The sequence below is a fragment of the Enterobacter cloacae complex sp. ESBL7 genome, from assembly GCF_041679625.1.
GTDB lineage: Bacteria > Pseudomonadota > Gammaproteobacteria > Enterobacterales > Enterobacteriaceae > Enterobacter > Enterobacter asburiae_B.
Map to the genome: position 1 here is coordinate 64303 of NZ_JBGORN010000003.1, position 15982 is coordinate 80284.

Genomic DNA, 15982 nt, shown 5'->3' on the forward strand with positions numbered 1-15982 from the left:
AATACCGTTGCTGAAGTAGAGCCGTCAAGCAATACGCCATCTACTGCCACACCAAGCCCAACAAAATGCCCCTCATCGTAGACACGCGCGATCTAAAATTTTTTAAGCTGCATAATTTATTCTCCGGGAGGTTCAATAATTGGTATTGCGCCGTGAGTACAGCCGCCTTTATTCCGGCTTCGCTGGCCAGTCGATATCCGGCGCATCCTCTGGGTTAACCCTGCTCAGTAGCACACGATACTTTTTCCACGCCGTCAATGACTGAATGTCGTCATCGGTAGCCATATCCAGATCTACGGCGTCCTGCAAAAGCGCGATTGTGTTATTAGCTTCCTGCATCAGGCTGGATTTTTTATTTTGTGCGTCAACAATGATGGCGGCTTGCTCTGCCGCATCGTCTTTCACCCACTTGTTGCCATCCCATTTCATATACGGCCCATCGGGTGCTAGAGAGGTGGTAGTTTCCGGCAGTGGTCCGAGCAGGTTGATAAATACGGCATTACCTGTTGTGATATCAAATACGGTTTTACCGCGATGGTCTTCAATTAATGACCAGGTGGCTTTTTCGGTGTTGAATACGGCAACGCTGCCCGCTGGTACTGCCGGTGGCTTGATATCGGTGCTGTTCGCCGGGAGTCCGGTGTGCGGCGGAATATAAGCATCCCCTGCGCCGATAAATTCCAGCGTATCGGCACGAAGGTTATAAATGGTAATAGTCTGAGATACTTCGCTCATTTTGAATGTCATTTCTGGACTCCGTGATGGTGTGAACCGGTTTCTATTTTCAGTGCCTGATGCTGCGGGCTGGTACATGCTGCGCCAGTGAGTAAGCAGGTTGTCCTGTAGTCACCCTGACCGATATAGCGCGTATCAGCGTTTCGGCAGTGAATGTCTGGCGGGCAATATGCCGATGTGTTGAATACCTGTGCCTCGCGGCTGGAGGCGTAGCGCCAGTCGATTGCCGACGGCTGTTTGTTAAAGTTCAGCCAGGCAAGCCGCATTTGCTTCGCGACACGGTCCGGCGGAACCTGACCGCATCCAGCCCCCATCGCCGGGAAGACCACCGTTCTGATTTGTTCGCTTTGGCTGGCTGACAGGTTGTGAAGGTGGATAGCCAGTAATGCTGCCCACGTGGCCTGATACACGGTATCGGTGCCGCTGATGACTTTCGGAACCCGCATTGTTGGGGCATGGACAAGAAACGGGTGTTTGCTGTCTCCGGAGGCAATCACGAAGGCCGTACCGACCGGCTGCTCTCCCAGATAATCGCGCAGGATATGCTGCTGAACGCGCGTCTGCAGCTGTGTGCCATAAAATGCGGTGATATCCGCATCAACGCCGCCATCCATCAGACCGAAGCTGTTAGCTGCGCTGACCATGCAGTCAAATTCAGGGATGGTTTCAAAGGGCGCGCGAACGATTTCAACCCCCTCAATATCGGCAAAAAAAGTTTCAAATGCAGAAGTCATTGCTGGAACGGGGGCAGAAAGAATCAGCTTAATCATGCGAGCCTCACAATATAGTTAAGTGCGATGTTTTTAACGGTGTTTTCAGCGTTACCGGCGGCATTCACTGTAACGGTATGACTATGGGAGCCGATAACGACGTTATGGGAATGCGCGCCGATGGCGACGGTGTGGCTATGGGCACCAATAGCAACGGTGTGCGCATGATCCCCTGCTGATGAAGTTGTTGCTGATGCTGATGTAAGAATGAAGGTACTACCGTCCGCTCCATTTCCTCGCGGATAGCTTGGCGCATTATAAGTATGTGTATGCGCCCCTGTGGTATTTGTCGTTTTGGTTCCGTGATCAAACGCACTTGATGTCTTGGTGCCGTAATCAAAAGACGTTGTCGCTTTGGTGCCGAGGTCGGTTGCCGCTGCTGTTGCCGTGTGTCCATGTGACTTGATACCGTCCTGCTCCAGTGACAGAACGGCACGACCAGAGGCGGGTTTCCCTTTGATGGTCTGGCCGCGCATATCCGGGATAACACCGGATGGATAAGCCGCAGCAAGTTTTGGGTATGTCGACGTCGTGAAGGTCTGCCCCTGCATCATGGCAAATCCACTGGGTACAGTGTCCGACGGCCACGGAATAGGAGCGCCAACAGGATAAGCGCTGCTGGCTGCTGAGCTGGCAGCCGTCATCGCAGCTTTAACCGCTTTCGGCGTGGCGGCGTGGGTTTCATCGTCACTATCGGTGGCGCTGCTGAGTTGCACGATACCTTTTTCAGCAGTGGTGGCATCTTTAACGCCGGTGGTGATGCCGTCAGTAACAATTTTCTGAATGGCTGTTAATAGCTGATTTTCTTTTGCCGGGTCGGGTTTAATTCCGGCGTCCGCCAGGACGTTTTGCATCTCCGTCTGGAGATCGATTGTCGCACCCTGAATATCATTCATGATACGGGCGTAAACAATCGTCCCCTCCGTTTCAGTGGTCGGGTCACCGTCGTGAAATAAACCATCATCGGTGTCTACGGGCTTAATAATATCTTTCATCTTTACGCGCTCTCTGAATAATCAAATACCACCTGCGTGTGGGCCGGTTTTAATTCCTGGAATATCCCCTCAAGGTAATTGCGCCCGAAGGAGGTCAGACGTTCGCCGGTCGCTGACGCACCACAGCGGAAGCGGTACACCGGTATTTTTTCGCCCGATTCAATTTTCACTATCCACACCCAGATAATGTCCGGCGTCCACAGCCGGTCGCCGCAGCGGTTGCGCCCGCAGCGAAACGGTTCCGGTTCGGTAATGGTGATGCCGTACCCCAGCGCTTTCGCCAGCTGAATGAAGTACGCCCGGCTCAGCCCGCCGGTTTCTGACATCTTGGCCAGAATGCGCTGGCGGCGCTGCTGGAGCGTGTCGCCCGGAGACGGCGTCAGCGCGTAAACACGCTCCCAGTCCGCCAGAAAATCCACGCAGGAGGCCAGGTTAATGGCGGTCAGCATGTTGCTGCCAGCCCTGTCAGCCCGACTGATCAACGTCGCTTCCGCCATCAGTTCGGCCCGCATATTCCTGCCTTTCGGGTTATAGCTGACCGGAGGAAGCAGAAGCGCCAGCATGTTCAGGTACTCGTCTGTGGTCATCTTATGCCGCCATTTTGCTGACGTTGACTGCCCCTGCACGCAACCATTCCACCGTGGTGGCATCCACCTCGGGTACGACGTTGACGGCAGGAATAAGGATTTTGTAGTCCGTGAGTCCGGGTACTTCAGAAATCAGCGCGCCCAGCTGGCTCAGAACAGCAATCTGTCCCGGCAGCAGAGAATCAAAGTAGAGACTGACGGCGGTTTTCACATCTGCCGTGACGGCATCAAGCGTGGTGTCGCTGCTGAAATCCACGGCAATACTGAGGTCGACGCTGCGATCAGCAGGAGCCAGCACATGGCAGTCTTTTGCGGTGACCGGGCGGACGCTGTCGATATACGCCTGCACCGCACTGACGGTATCCGGTGACGGCGGACCGTCCGTGCCGGTTATCAGCACGTCAACCGTGCCGAGACCGCGCCTCAGCGGGTCAACCCACGCACCCCCAACGCCGTCGACAGACATTGCCCATACCTTATAATCGTGCGCGTTACCGCCCGCAGGAGGCTGGCGCATCACGTCCAGCAGACGATCCAGCAGCGCGGCTGGCGTTTCCTTATCCGTCCCCCCGGCCATGCTGACAAGCTGCACCGCACTGTCCATACCGGAGGGCGGTGAGGTTAGCACCGCGCTGACAGACGAAACGTCCGCGATATTCCCGGCGGTGCCGGACGAGGTGGCGCGCGCACCCACGGTAGCCTTGCCGTCACCGTCCAGCGCTCCGTCATCGGTGGTCTGGTAGAGCGTGTCATTCCCCATGACGCGAAACGTCAGACCCGCAGAAAAGGCCAGTCCGGGCGTCCCGGAAAGGGTGGCGCTACCGCCTGCCGGTGTCGGCTGTTTGGGGTAAAGTCCGCGCTGGGCGGCGTGTATCAACAGATAATCGTCGTCGGCGGTGTCCGGGAACATCTGGCGAAGCACCCACGCCATATACTGGTACAGACCGCCGACCATGTCCGACGTGGCGTTGCCGCGGATGACGTGGTCACTGTCGTCAGCCGTGTCAGCATCAGGTTGCTGGTTTTTCAGTACCTCAAGATACTGGTCAAGCAACTGTTCCTGAGAAGGAATAATCAGAGGCATCGTTACACCACCTTCACCGGATGTTCATAGGTGACAAGCCCGCCGTCCGGGCGCTCGACCACTATCGACATATCAATCCAGCCCGTACGACGTCGGGTGGCAGAGACGGTGACGGAGGTCGCGCGCCCGTCGCTGACCAGCGGCTGCAGCGCCTGCCATGCGTATGACTCAGCCAGCGCCCGGACTTCTTCGGTGTCCTTGCGCGGCAACTCATGCAGACGGGAACCCAGCAACGGGTTATAGAGCCAGCTGCCGAGCGGTGTTGTCAGGCGGACATACACGGCATTTTCCAGACCAGTGGTCCGGGTGTCGGTGTAATCGCCTGTTGAAGGATCGAGTCGTGTTTCCATTGCCGCAGGGTATCGCGCGCGCGAAAGCCCTGCGTGTTACGGGAGTGAAGCGGGAGACGTCAGTTCTGCGGGCCGTCTGACATGCCGTCCGGCGTCTGGTGCCGGTGCGTACCGACTTCGATGCCGTTGATTTTGATGCTGACGGACGTGATGGTTCCGCCGGTATGGCTGATATCACCCACGAAGCTTGCCGCCACGCCAGAGCCGTTATCGCCGGATATACTCATTCCCCCGGAGCCGGTCAGCAGTCCCTTCACGGTGGCGTTCTGTGATGCGGTCAGCTGCGGCGTGTTGAATTCCACGCTGTCGCTCGCATTGACGACATATTTTTTACAGTACAGGCGAAACTCATCGCAGTGGGACTCAATGATTTTGCCGTTCTTCAGCACGATGGTGGCCCCTTCACTGGTGTAAATGGCCACCTCGCCGTCTTCCAGCGCCTGCAGGCGGTATGCGCTGTTCTCCGTCGCCACCACAATGCCGTGGCTCGAATTCCCGCCGACGGGGATCACCACGGCCATCGTGCCTGCGGGCGGCACGGAGGTCAGGCCGTACTGCTGAAACACTTCCAGTGCCTGCAGTGATTCTGACTCCAGCCCGTCCAGCTGTGCGGTCATCACACCGCCATCGGACGTGATGCGGGTCAGTACCGCCCGGAACGGCAGGCGGATTGCCGCCAGTGCCTGTCCGATACGCCGGTTGATGATGCCTACCACGTCCATTATTTGATGTCCCTCCAGTCAGTCCACGTCCCTTCAGCCTGTTTCCCTTTGCGTTTGTGGCGACGGTGCGGGTAAGCATCGGGTATCCAGATACCGTCTTCTTTCAGCACCATCACGGTGGTCTGCGGAACACCGCGCCCGCCCCGCAGGGTACGCGACATCATAAAAAAGATGCCGTCTATACCGTGGATTTCACTTTTGACCGCCACGCGCTGCCCCGGTGCCCACAGCACGCCATCAGGCGTGCGCAGCCCGCGCACAGTGACCGTCAGCGTCAGCGCCTTCAGGCGCGAATCTGACAAAATCTTACGGGCGCGTGCGGTAGCCTCATCATCCGTATCGGTATCCGACATGGAGCGTATGAACGGACGGTACAGCGTAAAGCCGGTATCGGTGGCGGTTCCCTTACGGTCATGCACCCCGTCATGGTGGCGGGTGCCGTGCCCCTGCGCCAGTACCGTGACCTGCGAATACCGACCGGCAATACTGGTCTGACGGTTGAGTGCCAGAATATTGCCACCACGGTCACGGGTCATCGTCAGCGTGGCGACGGGCGGTGTGCTGTAGTCCGGGCCACCGATGATAAGCGTGCCATCAGGGGCTACCCACGGCCATAAGCCGTTCACCTCCGCCACTTTCAACAGCGCTTCCCACGCGGTTTCGCCGGGATTGATGGTGAATTTTTTCGGGGCCACAGACTTATCGGCATGAATGGCCGTCTTCGTGATGCCAAACGGGGCAACCACCTTGCGCATCACCTCATCAAGCGTCAGCTCTGACTCTGTGAAGACCGGAGCCGAGCAGTCCACCAGTGCGGCGGCATTATCCCGCCCGGAGAGCGTCAGCAGGTGCTGGCTGCGGGTCACCATCTCACTGACATCGTCGATAAGCCCGGTCATGACCGTCTCGCCGCTGGCGGAGAGAATGACACGCGCCCCGGATACCACTTCAGGCGGTAAGCGGCTGTGGCTGACGCCCACGTCCAGCTGCCAGGCATCGGCGGGGATAAGAAAGGAAGAGTCAACAGAGAACCGCTCCCAGTCGTGGTGGGCCACGCCGCCCACTGACAGGGTCAGTCGCTCGTCGGGGGTAAGGTCATCGTGCACAGGCATACAGGGTATCTCCGGGCAGCAGGTTATTAGGGTTACGGATACCGGGATTGAGGCGCAGCAGCTCAGCGGCACGACCGGCGTCGCCATACCATTCAAACGCCAGCATGGACAGCGTGCAGTGGCGTACCACTTCACGGGTGACCAGCAGCGGCTGGCGCTGAATGAGCGCGGCCCCCTGCATCTGCAGGGTGTAAGCAAGCGCCTGCAGATTGCGGATGATGGCTGCCGTGGTGCGGGTATCTGCTGTGACGTTCTGCTCAGAGGCAGCTCTGATATTGTCCTGCATCACCGCACGCTGGGTGACGATCGCATCCTCAATGGCCTGCCGGGTGTCATCCACCACGCGCTCGGTCTGCGTCCGGGTCTGTGACGGGGCGTCACTTTCATTCTGCAGAATGGTGCTGGCCACTTCCGCAAGCTCGGTCACCGTGACCAGCTGTGCAGTACGGGTGACCAGCGCCGTATCGTCATCGGTGACACCGATAGTCTGGCTGAGCGGCAGGGAAAACGGATGGCTGACGACCGTCACATCCTGCGTGCTCGCATAGCCTTTCGGGGTCTCCAGCACCTGCGTTGTCAGACGCGTCAGGGAAAGCCAGGAGGCGCTGATGCTGGCACCGGTCAGCATCAGGCTGTCGCTGAAGGTATCGAGCACACTTTTCAGATCGCTCACGAAGGCTGCCGGGGTATCGAGCAGATTGCTGAACGCCGACACGGTTCCCTGAACCTCGCCTTCGACGGTCTGCAGCAGGTATTCCGCCTCGGCCACCACGTTATTGATTTGCTCAAGCCCGTTTTTCAGGTCTTTCATGGCCTGCAGGGCGCTGGCAAAGTCGGAGGCCGCTTCATCGAGCAGGTCATTGCCGGTCAGTGAAATGCTCTGCGCGGCTTCATCGGCGGACGCCGCAGCAAACAGCGCCTGTTCGGTGCCAGACTCGATAAAGACCAGCTCCACCGTGACCGCATCCAGCGGTTCAACGTGTTTTTCAACACCGGCTTCAAGAAACTGCGCGTTCGGGATGGAGCCGTAAACGGGGTGGACAAGCTCACCGACACCCGCCGTTTTAAACGTGGCTAAAAGCGTCTTTAACTGCTGTTTCCAGTCGCTGCCGAACAGGAGTGCGGTCAGACGAAAATTCACCGCCTTCAGCCCCTGATCTTCCGTTGTCGCACCATCCTGATAAGGAGGGGCGTACATGATCGTATCGCGGGCCAGCGTGTCGCGGGTGTAAAGGCATTCGAAGTTAACGCCCCGGAACGAGGCGGGTAACAGGGTGTCAATCCCCAGCAGGGAAGACAGCTGGGTTATCATATCGCTCATGTGCCATGCCTGCGGTTGTTGTTGTCAATCAGCACCTGAATGGCGGCTGCAATGTCGTGACTGTCAAGACGCACCACAACGTTCACGTTGGGAGCCGGTTGTGGGGGCTGCGGTGCCCGCACAGCCCCACCGACCGGCGCATTGTGTCCCGGCCAGTTCTGCAGCATGTTCAGGGCTTCCGCTGAGGACGGCAGAATATTGCCCTGTGAGTTCTCGTTGCGGTTACGCGCCTTCAGGCGGCTCAGTTCACGGCTTTCATCACTGCCGCTGACCGTATCGGACGGGACGAACATTCCGGCAACGGCCAGCGCTACCGGATTTTCCAGCAGGCCATCTTCCAGCACGCCGTTGGTGACCAGATTCTTCCCGCCCGACACCACTTTTTTACCGCCGGACAGCAGAAAACCACCGAGCCGGGTCAGCCAGCCGGGCTTGCTTTCAGCGACTTCGCCTGCGGTTTCCGCCGCCTCACCGGCAACAGTGCCACCTTTGCGCAGTACCTTGCCGAGAAGACCACCACCACCGCCCCCGGTCAGCAGTCCGGCCCCCTCTCGCAGGATGGCGGCTGCGGCCATCGCTTTAATGGCAACCGTCGCCCCGGCGGCGGCTTCGGCAAGCTTTGGAAACTCTTCAGCCAGATGCGAGCCTTTTTCCGCCAGGTCGCCCAGCACGTTGGCTGTTCCCTTCATGGCATCATTGGTCGCATAGCGCTCTTCGTTTTTCGCCTGAGCGACCTTAAAGCTGTTACTGTCCTTAACCACACCATAGTCAACGTCCGTGGAGCGCTGTCCTTCAGGCAAATTAAACTGCGCCTCCACATCCCCGGTGATGTTGTTGAACATATCCTTATTGCGCTCATAGCCGTAAAAGGCGTTGCGCGACTGCTGGTTGGTGAGAAACGCAGAAATGTGATCGCCGTGCAGTTTTGACAGCGCATCCTGATAGCGCTGGCGCTCGGTGTCTGACGTGGCGTGCGACAGCTTTTTGCGCAGCGCAATACCCGCCGGATCATACTGGTCATATTTATCCACCAGATGCGACAGGGTATCGAGCGGCGTCAGCCCGTTAGAGATGTCCTTGATGGCCATCGCCTGAAAATCGACTTTTTTGCCGCGAATCTTTACCCGTTTCGCATTGTGCTTCAGGTTGTTTGACGAGAGTTCGGCCAGCAGGTCGTTGGCGTTCGTGGCCCCCTCGGTCGCATCACCGGCAACTGATGCCGCCACTTCAAACAGTGCCAGCGTCTGTGCGAAACCGTGTTTACCGGACAGACCGGCTGACTTTGCGCTTTCCAGACCACGTGGCACTTCGCGTGCCAGAATCGGCACATCGGCGCGTCCGTTCTGTGCAGCAGTGGTCGCTGCATCCAGCGCAGCCTGGGCATCCTTACCCGACAGGCCGAAGTTATAGGTGGACGTCATCAGGGAGGCGACATCTTCTGCGTCGGCCCCGGTGGCGGAGTGGACCTTCATGACTTCCGGCAGTGCGTCGAACACCTGCTGGCGGTTCATTTTAGAACGCGCCATCATCTCAGACGCCGTGAGGGCCTCTTCCGGGGTGCCGCCGCCATAGCGGGTCGCTGCCCGGACATTCTCGTCTATGGTTTTGACCCCGCCAAGACGTCCCTCAACGCCCTGATCGCGGTACATGAAGTTTGCCGTGCGGCGCAGTTCGCTGTCGTAATCCATCTGCTCGCTGACGGGGCGGCGCAGCACCATACCGGCCCCGATGATACCGGCACCAATCCCGCCCGCCACACGAAAGCCGGTTTTCAGACCGCTGACCAGCCTGCTTTGTGTGCGTCCCGTTTCACCCAGCTCGCGATTCAGCTTCCCGACCTGATCTGTCACTTGCGCATAAGCCCGCGACAACTCAGAGGCTGACACCACGCCACTGCGTGCCATCTCCTGATACGCTTCCTGCGTCTCGCGAATTTCCCTGCGGATAACGCCTTCAGAACGGATACCCAGCTGTTCACGCGCCTGCTGGGCGCGCTTCACCGCTTCCTGAATCTGGCGGTAGCGCTCGGTGAAGTCATCCTTCAGGCTGACGCTGAATTGCGTGTTAAACGGACCGGCCATGCGTTATTTCCTGCGGGGTGGTTTTCGCTGTCGTGGACCTTTACGGCGACGGCTGATATAGGTGCGGCTCTCACCGCGCTGTTGTTTCATCCAGGCTTTGGGGTGCTCGATGCGCAGCACGGCATCAAGCACCCCGGCAAGCTCTGGTTTGGTCAGCGCACGGACGTCTTCGTCGCTGTAGCCGTATCGCCGGAGCCTGACGCAGGCGTGTCGGAGGTCCCGCCAGCGCCGCTCTCTGGTTTCAGCTTTTTTTTCAGCTCGTCCCGCGCCATACGGAGTTGCTCATAGTCTTCACTGAGCAGCCCACGCAGCAGGTCATACGTCAGGTTCTCCTTCGGGATGGTGCCGAGTTTTTCAAGGCAGGCCGCCATCAGCGCCACGCCGAAGCCGCTGTCCGGCACGTCGGCATCAGAGGCGTCAATCTCATCACCCACGGTCGGCAGGCGCAGCACATAATCACGGTGCATCTCGCCGTTATATTCCACGCCGAGCGCCAGGGTGCCGGAGGCTTTCATTGTTTCGGTCATCATTATTCCTCAATTCGGTTAAGGGCAAAGCCGGTGATGGTCACGCGCGCCTCGTTATCCACGTTGTACTCGTCGCTCACCGTCTGGACGGTAAAGTTCTGATAGGTAATGGTCTTGTCACTGCTGCGGTCATCCTCGGGGTACAGCGACAGCTTGCCGTCGGTGATGTTTTCCCAGATGATGGTCCGGCCTTTCGGCTTGACTGCTTCCACCGTCAGGTTATAGGTGGCGATGCCGTTCACATGACCACGGGCACGGCCCGTTGAGTTCATGGTTTTGACCAGCTTGCGCCCCGTATCCACCGTTGGGTTGACGCGGGTGACTTCGATTTCTGTGCCGTTGACCTCAAGGACAATCGGCCCGACGTATTCATCAGACATCGGCTGACTCCTTAATACAGGTAAATAGTGCCGGTCAGGATGTGCAGCCCGCGCACCACCGGAGCCGGGATTGACGCATCCGCACGGGTATCGTCACGGGCATTGCGCACGACGATGACCTGGTCTTTATACGCATCGATGTTTTCCACCATCTCCAGCCCTTCGAGGGCGTAGAGCACATCCAGCGTCTCGGACTTGATCTGCAGCAGGCGACGGTCCGTCAGCTTACCGCCGTTCGGAAAACGCTGTGACATACGGGTACGCCAGGCGATGCGCACATAATCCAGCGTGCGGATGGTTGTCAGATCAAGCAGGGTGGCATCTTCAATGCCTTCACTGTTTTTGATGTACGTACTGATGGCGCGGACCAGCTGCACGCTGTCGCCTGCCACCCTGTACGGGGTGAGGCCGTTGTGCAGCGCGTTCTCTTCTTCGGTACGCATCGGCCAGGTGGCCTGCGGCGGGATATCCAGCCCCGGCAACACGATATTGTCGATGGGTTCTGACGGATCATCTTCACTGGCCAGAACCGCCCCGTAGACGGCGGCCAGCTCTCCGTTAGACAGCACTGAGGCGTTATGCCAGCCCGTTGAGATGCGGGAGGCGTTGAGTTTGCCCGTCAGGGTGGTGCCCGTCGCAAGCGTGCCACGCCATCCTGCAATACCCACGGCACCGCGCTGTTCCGTCGGCCCGGAGACCTTATCCAGGTGCGTGGCCAGCGCGCTCAGCGCATCATCTGTCGAGTACGGCGTGACCACCACGGTATGACCGGCGCTGAAAATCGCTGACAACGCCGGGGCCAGTTCAGGATCGCCCTGACCACCGCTCATCGCGATCAGCGTGCCGGTTAAGCCGGTCGCCGTGACGGTAAGCGTCAGGCCGGCTTCGTTACCGCAGGCCCCTTTATTGCGCGCGGTCAGTACCACACCGTCCGCAGGCGCACCCTGCACGGTCACGCTGCCCGCCGCTGCAGTCAGGGGTAAATCCGGCTTACTGGCCACAGCCTGTACCAGCGCTGTCATCAGGTCGGCGGCTTCATCGCCGGTGCTGACTGCGACAGCAACGGTCACCCCGGCCACCTGCAGGCGAACCTGCCCGCTGCTGCTGGCGGTCCCGGCAAGTGCCACGCCCCCGGTTGCCGCCACGGCGGCCCCGTCATCGTCCAGCGCACAGACCGCCAGCTTCAGGTTGGCGTTGGCATCAATCGCCTTTGCCACCATCCGGTGTGCCTGCGAACCACGGCCAAAGTAATCTGCAGCTTCTTCTGCGCTGAAGACGTCGGTGGGCGTCAGGGCAGCAATCTGGCCTGTCGCGAGACGCTGCGCCAGAATCACCACATATTCTTCGCCGGAGGCCAGGGCACGTCCGGCACGCGAGAAATCATACCCCACATAGGTGCCGGGAACGCGCGTGGAGGCAGGGATAATATCTGTCATGAATGACCTCGTTTTTTATCAGTGACCACAGTTTGCGCACGGGCATCCTGTAACGGCATTTCAACCGGCGCGACAGCCACCGTCTCATCCTTCACGGGGCACAGGTCACCATCACGCAAGCGGCGCTGGTAATAGGTTGAACACTCGTCCACGTCCACGGGCTTGTCGGTGACATAGCGCCGGGCGTTGTGTTCCATCGGTACTTTCAGCCCGGAGCGGGCCACAACCTTAATCATCAGATGTCTCCGTCGTCTTCTGGTGGTTCACGATGTCCTGCGCGACCACTTCCCCGTCAACGGAGAACGCGCCATGCGTTGAGTGGTGCGGTGGTACTGGCGCATCCATCCGCCCCTGCCAGCGAACAAAATCCATATCCGGCAGGTCGTCACTGTCCGGTGGCACCGGCCAGCTCCGGTTCGGCAGAGTGTCTTCATACCAGGTGGTATCAAAAAGACACTCATACATGGCCACCGCCTGTTCACTGAAAACCCGGTTGGTCACGGGGCGGACGGTTGCCGGTTGCAGGCAGCCAATATTCAGCCCCAAATCCTGCCCGGACAGCAGGCGGCGAACCGCGCGCACCATCCGGTAACACCCCGGTTCATCCAGCCGCACACCGCCGTGCCGGATGGCTTCGTTCTCACGCAGGTTGTAATCCGCCACGTAAACGCCAAACCTGCCGGATACCTTATAGCGGGTGCGCCTGGTGTCGTGCGCCACGCTTGACGTGATGCCGGTGAAGGTGACGAACGCGCCGGGCAGCCGCCCGAGGATGACGGCCAGATCGTCGGTCATCACATCCCAGCTCACCACGTCCGAGACCATCAGTCCCAGCCCTTCACGCAGGCGTAAACAGAGCGCATCTTCAATGGTGGTTATCATCAGTAACACCCTCCGCCGGTGCGCCTGCGGCTCCACAGGTCCTGACCATCGCTGTAAAACTCCACATCCGGCGTGGAAACGGCAACCGTCGCGCCACTCTGCGTACTGGTGCCGATGCTGACCTTCCCGGCGGCAACCCGCTGGAGCCAGCTGATGGCATCCTCGTAACGAATGCGGATTTCGTCGGTGCAGCGGTGCTCGGTGCCGGTCATCAGAAAACGGGCAATGTCACAGCAGTAGTCCCGCAACGCTTCCGGCACATCGGTCAGTGGCAGGACGTACCGGGCACCGATATAAGAATCCATGCGCCGACTGGCTGACTGCAGATGACGCTCAATACGCGCTTCATCCGGGTCAGCGCGGCCACGGGGAGCCGTGACCGTCGCAGCGTCACGCACGGTGAAAAACGAGATGTAATCCTCCGGCGTCGCGTAAACCATTATGCCGTCCCCGTTGAGCCGTAAATCATCTGCCACAGTCCGTACCCGGCGGCCCCGCGCGCTTCAGCACCAAACTTCAGCTTCTTGCGGTTAAACACGTCCGGGTTATTCATGTCCTGCTGGGACACAAAAATCGGCTTTTTGCGCTGCTGGAAAATCAGCGGCTTGATGGCACGGGTGGTATCCATCAGGAACCAGGCGGTATCGCTGGTGAGCCACGGCACGACCAGCACCTTCGCGGTGCCCTTGTAGATGTTGGCTTTCCCGTCATCCAGACGTTCGGCGGTCATCAGGGCATTGGCGGTGTCTTCCAGCGCCGGAGGAACAACCAGCAGCACAGGCTGCACGTTGAGCGGTCGACCTTCTACATCCTTCATACGGCGCAGCGCCGTGCGGGCAGCACCGTAGGATTTCTGCGCATCAGCGACAGACGCGGCGGACAGCTTCGCTGAGCCAAGATTACTGACCACCAGGTCCTTACCGTCTTTGTCCTTGCCGTTAGGATGCTTGTCAGAGATAAACGGCTGGCCGTCATAGCATTTCGCCTTAAACGCTTCATTAAGCGCTTCAAAGACCAGTTCATCCGGCCACTGTTTTGCGCTGAACCCGGCGTCCTGTGCCTGCGGGGCGTAAATCCCAATCTGATCGTCCTCGATATCGTCGCGGTCGACTTCAACCGTGGCTTCGTAAGAGTCGTTGGTCAGGGTGTAACTGTGCTGCGTCAGCGCCTTCACGACTTTATCGCCCACCCACTTCTTCAGGCGGGGAAAGCGGTCAAGCCAGGCATAATCATTGGTTCGGGTGGTGGAGGGCACCAGCGTGGCGACCTGATCCCACTGAGAGGGAGCCGCGTCAAACGCGTTGCTGAAGGTGGTTTTTAGCGCCACAAAGAGCGCGGTCAGGTTGTTTCTGTTTAAAATCATGGGGTTTTCCTTTTACTCAGTCCACACGCCGTCGCTGGTCAGCATCACCACAACGCCGGACGGGGAATGCGTGGTGTCATCAATTCCGGCAGCGTTTGTCAGCGTGCGGTTATCCAGGATAAAAATGCGTTTACCGAGCGCCGCCTGAGTCACCGTGCCATCGTTCGCCCAGCGAAAGGCTTTATGGCGGCGGACCAGTACAGGAATGTCACCATCCCCGCCACCGGTGTTGTCAGCCCGCTCTTCAGCACGCCCGGCATACACCAGGTCCGGCGCAACCTGACCACCCACGGCCAGACCGTCGGCATTGATACAAACGATGGTGCCCGCCGGGATAAGCTCACCGGCAGCGGCGGGAACCGGGATTAATTCACCGTCAATGTACGGTGCATCGACGTCGGCTTTTTGCGCATCAGTAAGGGCCATTGCTCATCTCCTTCGCGTAAGCTTCATTAAACACCGCTTCATCCAGCCCGAAGTCAGCAAACTGGCCGCAGACCGCCAGTGCTCCGGCATCCGGCACCGGCTTACCTTTATCATCAAGGGTCATGCCCTGCGTCTGCATGCGGGACAGCGCCTGAATCGGCTTGCGGGCACCGATCATCTTTTCCATCAGCGCAAAGTCGCTTTTACCCAGCTCGCGCAGGTTGTCCTCATCCGCGCCCTTCATCACACGACCATCGCTGAGCGCGGCGGTCAGCAGCGCATCGACCTTATCGCCCTGAACCTGAGAAGACAGGGAGGCCAGTTCAGCACGCAGATCATCGACCACGGCCACCGGCACATATTTTGTCGGGTCTGGCCTGCCGCCCTGACCGGCAGTCGACAGGGCAGCAATCTGGTTCTGTCCGTCCGCAATGGCCTGGTCTTTTTGCGCCAGCTGCGTTTTATGCGCAGCCAGCAGCGCGCCGACAGAAGAACATTTCGCCGCTTTCAGCTCGCCGTTCTGCAGTGTGTCGACGGCGGTCTGAATGGCGGCCTCGTCTGCCTCATTACCCAGCCCAAGAATGGCGCACAGCGCGAGGCGAAGGTTTTCGTTCATCGGTGTTTCTCCGTTGTCATAAAACATCATGGACGCCGCCACCTGACGCATACCGTCGAGCACCGGCGTATTGGTCAGGGCGGCGTTCACCAGCTCCCGGACGTGACCGTTTTTGTCATAACGAAACGTCGGGGAAACGTAGCGGTACTCATCTGCCTGGATAAGCGATGCGGCACGGGCGGTCCATTTCACATCCGCAAAGAGACCTTCACCTTCCACCCATGTCAGCGACTTGAACCAGCCGGAGGCAGGCACCGGGCCATTGGCCTTCGGCGCATTCAGGGACTGGTGTTCGTAGTCGAATTCGTAGTGGTTGATGCGGCGGTTTGCGGCGTCTATCAGGTTTTGTGCCAGTGCGGCGTCCATATACCAGCGTTGACCGCTACCATCAGGCGCACCGAACCAGCCAGCAGGAAACAACTGAATGCGGGCCGTGTTGTCCTTGTTGATACCGGCAATCGAGGCGGTCGCAAGTTTCCACATGGGGTAAATCATCCTTTCTGAGCCGTAACGCTGGGGGCAGGATACGGCGTCAGAAAAGGGGGAAACAGTTACGGGAGTGAAGCAGGAGCGAACAGGGAGGAAGAGCAAAATA

18 protein-coding genes and 1 pseudogene are annotated in these 15982 nt (G+C 59.0%); all 19 read right to left on the reverse strand.

The window, feature by feature from the left end:
• Positions 1-168: 168 nt before the first annotated feature.
• Complete coding sequence (locus ACERY3_RS13630; RefSeq protein ID WP_373225849.1) at positions 169-747, reverse strand: tail fiber assembly protein; 579 nt, start codon at positions 745-747, stop codon at positions 169-171.
• Positions 744-1505: a macro domain-containing protein gene (locus ACERY3_RS13635; RefSeq protein ID WP_373225850.1), complete on the reverse strand. Its 762-nt coding sequence runs from the start codon at positions 1503-1505 to the stop codon at positions 744-746. Before ACERY3_RS13635 ends, ACERY3_RS13630 begins: the two co-directional genes overlap by 4 nt.
• Positions 1502-2182: pseudogene (locus tag ACERY3_RS13640) on the reverse strand (phage tail protein); the annotation flags it as partial. The pseudogene ACERY3_RS13640 and the gene ACERY3_RS13635, both read right to left, overlap by 4 nt.
• Positions 2183-2502: 320 nt before the next feature.
• Complete coding sequence (locus tag ACERY3_RS13645; RefSeq protein ID WP_373225851.1) at positions 2503-3087, reverse strand: YmfQ family protein; 585 nt, start codon at positions 3085-3087, stop codon at positions 2503-2505.
• 1 nt (position 3088) lies between these two features.
• Entirely contained in the window at positions 3089-4171 is a 1083-nt protein-coding gene (locus ACERY3_RS13650; RefSeq protein WP_373225852.1) for a baseplate J/gp47 family protein, read from the reverse strand.
• A gap of 2 nt (positions 4172-4173) precedes the next feature.
• The gene (locus ACERY3_RS13655; RefSeq protein ID WP_373225853.1) at positions 4174-4521 is read right to left on the reverse strand and encodes a phage GP46 family protein; all 348 of its coding nucleotides are present in this window, start codon (positions 4519-4521) and stop codon (positions 4174-4176) included.
• Between the two features lie 59 nt (positions 4522-4580).
• The gene (locus tag ACERY3_RS13660) at positions 4581-5243 is read right to left on the reverse strand and encodes a phage baseplate assembly protein V (RefSeq protein WP_373225854.1); all 663 of its coding nucleotides are present in this window, start codon (positions 5241-5243) and stop codon (positions 4581-4583) included.
• On the reverse strand, positions 5243-6355 hold the full coding sequence (locus ACERY3_RS13665) for a phage baseplate assembly protein (RefSeq protein WP_373225855.1): 1113 nt from the start codon (positions 6353-6355) through the stop codon (positions 5243-5245). Before ACERY3_RS13665 ends, ACERY3_RS13660 begins: the two co-directional genes overlap by 1 nt.
• A complete protein-coding gene (locus tag ACERY3_RS13670; RefSeq protein ID WP_373225856.1) occupies positions 6339-7676 on the reverse strand; it encodes a DNA circularization protein in 1338 nt (445 codons plus the stop codon). Before ACERY3_RS13670 ends, ACERY3_RS13665 begins: the two co-directional genes overlap by 17 nt.
• Positions 7673-9757, reverse strand: a complete 2085-nt coding sequence (locus tag ACERY3_RS13675) for a phage tail tape measure protein (RefSeq protein WP_373225857.1) — start codon at positions 9755-9757, stop codon at positions 7673-7675. The genes ACERY3_RS13670 and ACERY3_RS13675 overlap by 4 nt, the downstream gene beginning before the upstream one ends.
• Before the next feature lie 152 nt (positions 9758-9909).
• Complete coding sequence (locus ACERY3_RS13680) at positions 9910-10287, reverse strand: phage tail assembly protein (protein WP_373225858.1); 378 nt, start codon at positions 10285-10287, stop codon at positions 9910-9912.
• Positions 10287-10664, reverse strand: coding sequence for a hypothetical protein (locus ACERY3_RS13685; protein WP_049857636.1), 378 nt, complete (start codon positions 10662-10664; stop codon positions 10287-10289). The genes ACERY3_RS13680 and ACERY3_RS13685 overlap by 1 nt, the downstream gene beginning before the upstream one ends.
• An 11-nt stretch (positions 10665-10675) precedes the next feature.
• On the reverse strand, positions 10676-12100 hold the full coding sequence (locus ACERY3_RS13690) for a phage tail sheath C-terminal domain-containing protein (protein WP_373225859.1): 1425 nt from the start codon (positions 12098-12100) through the stop codon (positions 10676-10678).
• Positions 12097-12336: a DUF2635 domain-containing protein gene (locus tag ACERY3_RS13695; RefSeq protein WP_373225860.1), complete on the reverse strand. Its 240-nt coding sequence runs from the start codon at positions 12334-12336 to the stop codon at positions 12097-12099. Before ACERY3_RS13695 ends, ACERY3_RS13690 begins: the two co-directional genes overlap by 4 nt.
• Positions 12329-12982, reverse strand: coding sequence for a phage protein Gp37 (locus tag ACERY3_RS13700; protein ID WP_240874353.1), 654 nt, complete (start codon positions 12980-12982; stop codon positions 12329-12331). Before ACERY3_RS13700 ends, ACERY3_RS13695 begins: the two co-directional genes overlap by 8 nt.
• Positions 12982-13422 (reverse strand): gp436 family protein, encoded by a 441-nt coding sequence (locus ACERY3_RS13705; protein WP_049857640.1) that lies wholly within the window; start codon positions 13420-13422, stop codon positions 12982-12984. Before ACERY3_RS13705 ends, ACERY3_RS13700 begins: the two co-directional genes overlap by 1 nt.
• The gene (locus ACERY3_RS13710; protein ID WP_373225861.1) at positions 13422-14345 is read right to left on the reverse strand and encodes a Mu-like prophage major head subunit gpT family protein; all 924 of its coding nucleotides are present in this window, start codon (positions 14343-14345) and stop codon (positions 13422-13424) included. Before ACERY3_RS13710 ends, ACERY3_RS13705 begins: the two co-directional genes overlap by 1 nt.
• A gap of 12 nt (positions 14346-14357) precedes the next feature.
• Positions 14358-14771: a hypothetical protein gene (locus tag ACERY3_RS13715; protein ID WP_373225862.1), complete on the reverse strand. Its 414-nt coding sequence runs from the start codon at positions 14769-14771 to the stop codon at positions 14358-14360.
• Positions 14758-15870, reverse strand: coding sequence for a phage protease (locus ACERY3_RS13720; RefSeq protein ID WP_373225863.1), 1113 nt, complete (start codon positions 15868-15870; stop codon positions 14758-14760). The genes ACERY3_RS13715 and ACERY3_RS13720 overlap by 14 nt, the downstream gene beginning before the upstream one ends.
• Between the last annotated feature and the right edge of the window lie 112 nt (positions 15871-15982).

Bases quoted from the DNA above. Each gene is read 5' to 3' on its own strand.
- ACERY3_RS13630 (WP_373225849.1), bottom strand. From the start codon at position 747: ATGACATTCAAAATGAGCGAAGTATCTCAGACTATTACCATTTATAAC.
- ACERY3_RS13635 (WP_373225850.1), bottom strand. From the start codon at position 1,505: ATGATTAAGCTGATTCTTTCTGCCCCCGTTCCAGCAATGACTTCTGCA.
- ACERY3_RS13645 (WP_373225851.1), bottom strand. From the start codon at position 3,087: ATGACCACAGACGAGTACCTGAACATGCTGGCGCTTCTGCTTCCTCCG.
- ACERY3_RS13650 (WP_373225852.1), bottom strand. From the start codon at position 4,171: ATGCCTCTGATTATTCCTTCTCAGGAACAGTTGCTTGACCAGTATCTT.
- ACERY3_RS13655 (WP_373225853.1), bottom strand. From the start codon at position 4,521: ATGGAAACACGACTCGATCCTTCAACAGGCGATTACACCGACACCCGG.
- ACERY3_RS13660 (WP_373225854.1), bottom strand. From the start codon at position 5,243: ATGGACGTGGTAGGCATCATCAACCGGCGTATCGGACAGGCACTGGCG.
- ACERY3_RS13665 (WP_373225855.1), bottom strand. From the start codon at position 6,355: ATGCCTGTGCACGATGACCTTACCCCCGACGAGCGACTGACCCTGTCA.
- ACERY3_RS13670 (WP_373225856.1), bottom strand. From the start codon at position 7,676: ATGAGCGATATGATAACCCAGCTGTCTTCCCTGCTGGGGATTGACACC.
- ACERY3_RS13675 (WP_373225857.1), bottom strand. From the start codon at position 9,757: ATGGCCGGTCCGTTTAACACGCAATTCAGCGTCAGCCTGAAGGATGAC.
- ACERY3_RS13680 (WP_373225858.1), bottom strand. From the start codon at position 10,287: ATGATGACCGAAACAATGAAAGCCTCCGGCACCCTGGCGCTCGGCGTG.
- ACERY3_RS13685 (WP_049857636.1), bottom strand. From the start codon at position 10,664: ATGTCTGATGAATACGTCGGGCCGATTGTCCTTGAGGTCAACGGCACA.
- ACERY3_RS13690 (WP_373225859.1), bottom strand. From the start codon at position 12,100: ATGACAGATATTATCCCTGCCTCCACGCGCGTTCCCGGCACCTATGTG.
- ACERY3_RS13695 (WP_373225860.1), bottom strand. From the start codon at position 12,336: ATGATTAAGGTTGTGGCCCGCTCCGGGCTGAAAGTACCGATGGAACAC.
- ACERY3_RS13700 (WP_240874353.1), bottom strand. From the start codon at position 12,982: ATGATAACCACCATTGAAGATGCGCTCTGTTTACGCCTGCGTGAAGGG.
- ACERY3_RS13705 (WP_049857640.1), bottom strand. From the start codon at position 13,422: ATGGTTTACGCGACGCCGGAGGATTACATCTCGTTTTTCACCGTGCGT.
- ACERY3_RS13710 (WP_373225861.1), bottom strand. From the start codon at position 14,345: ATGATTTTAAACAGAAACAACCTGACCGCGCTCTTTGTGGCGCTAAAA.
- ACERY3_RS13715 (WP_373225862.1), bottom strand. From the start codon at position 14,771: ATGGCCCTTACTGATGCGCAAAAAGCCGACGTCGATGCACCGTACATT.
- ACERY3_RS13720 (WP_373225863.1), bottom strand. From the start codon at position 15,870: ATGTGGAAACTTGCGACCGCCTCGATTGCCGGTATCAACAAGGACAAC.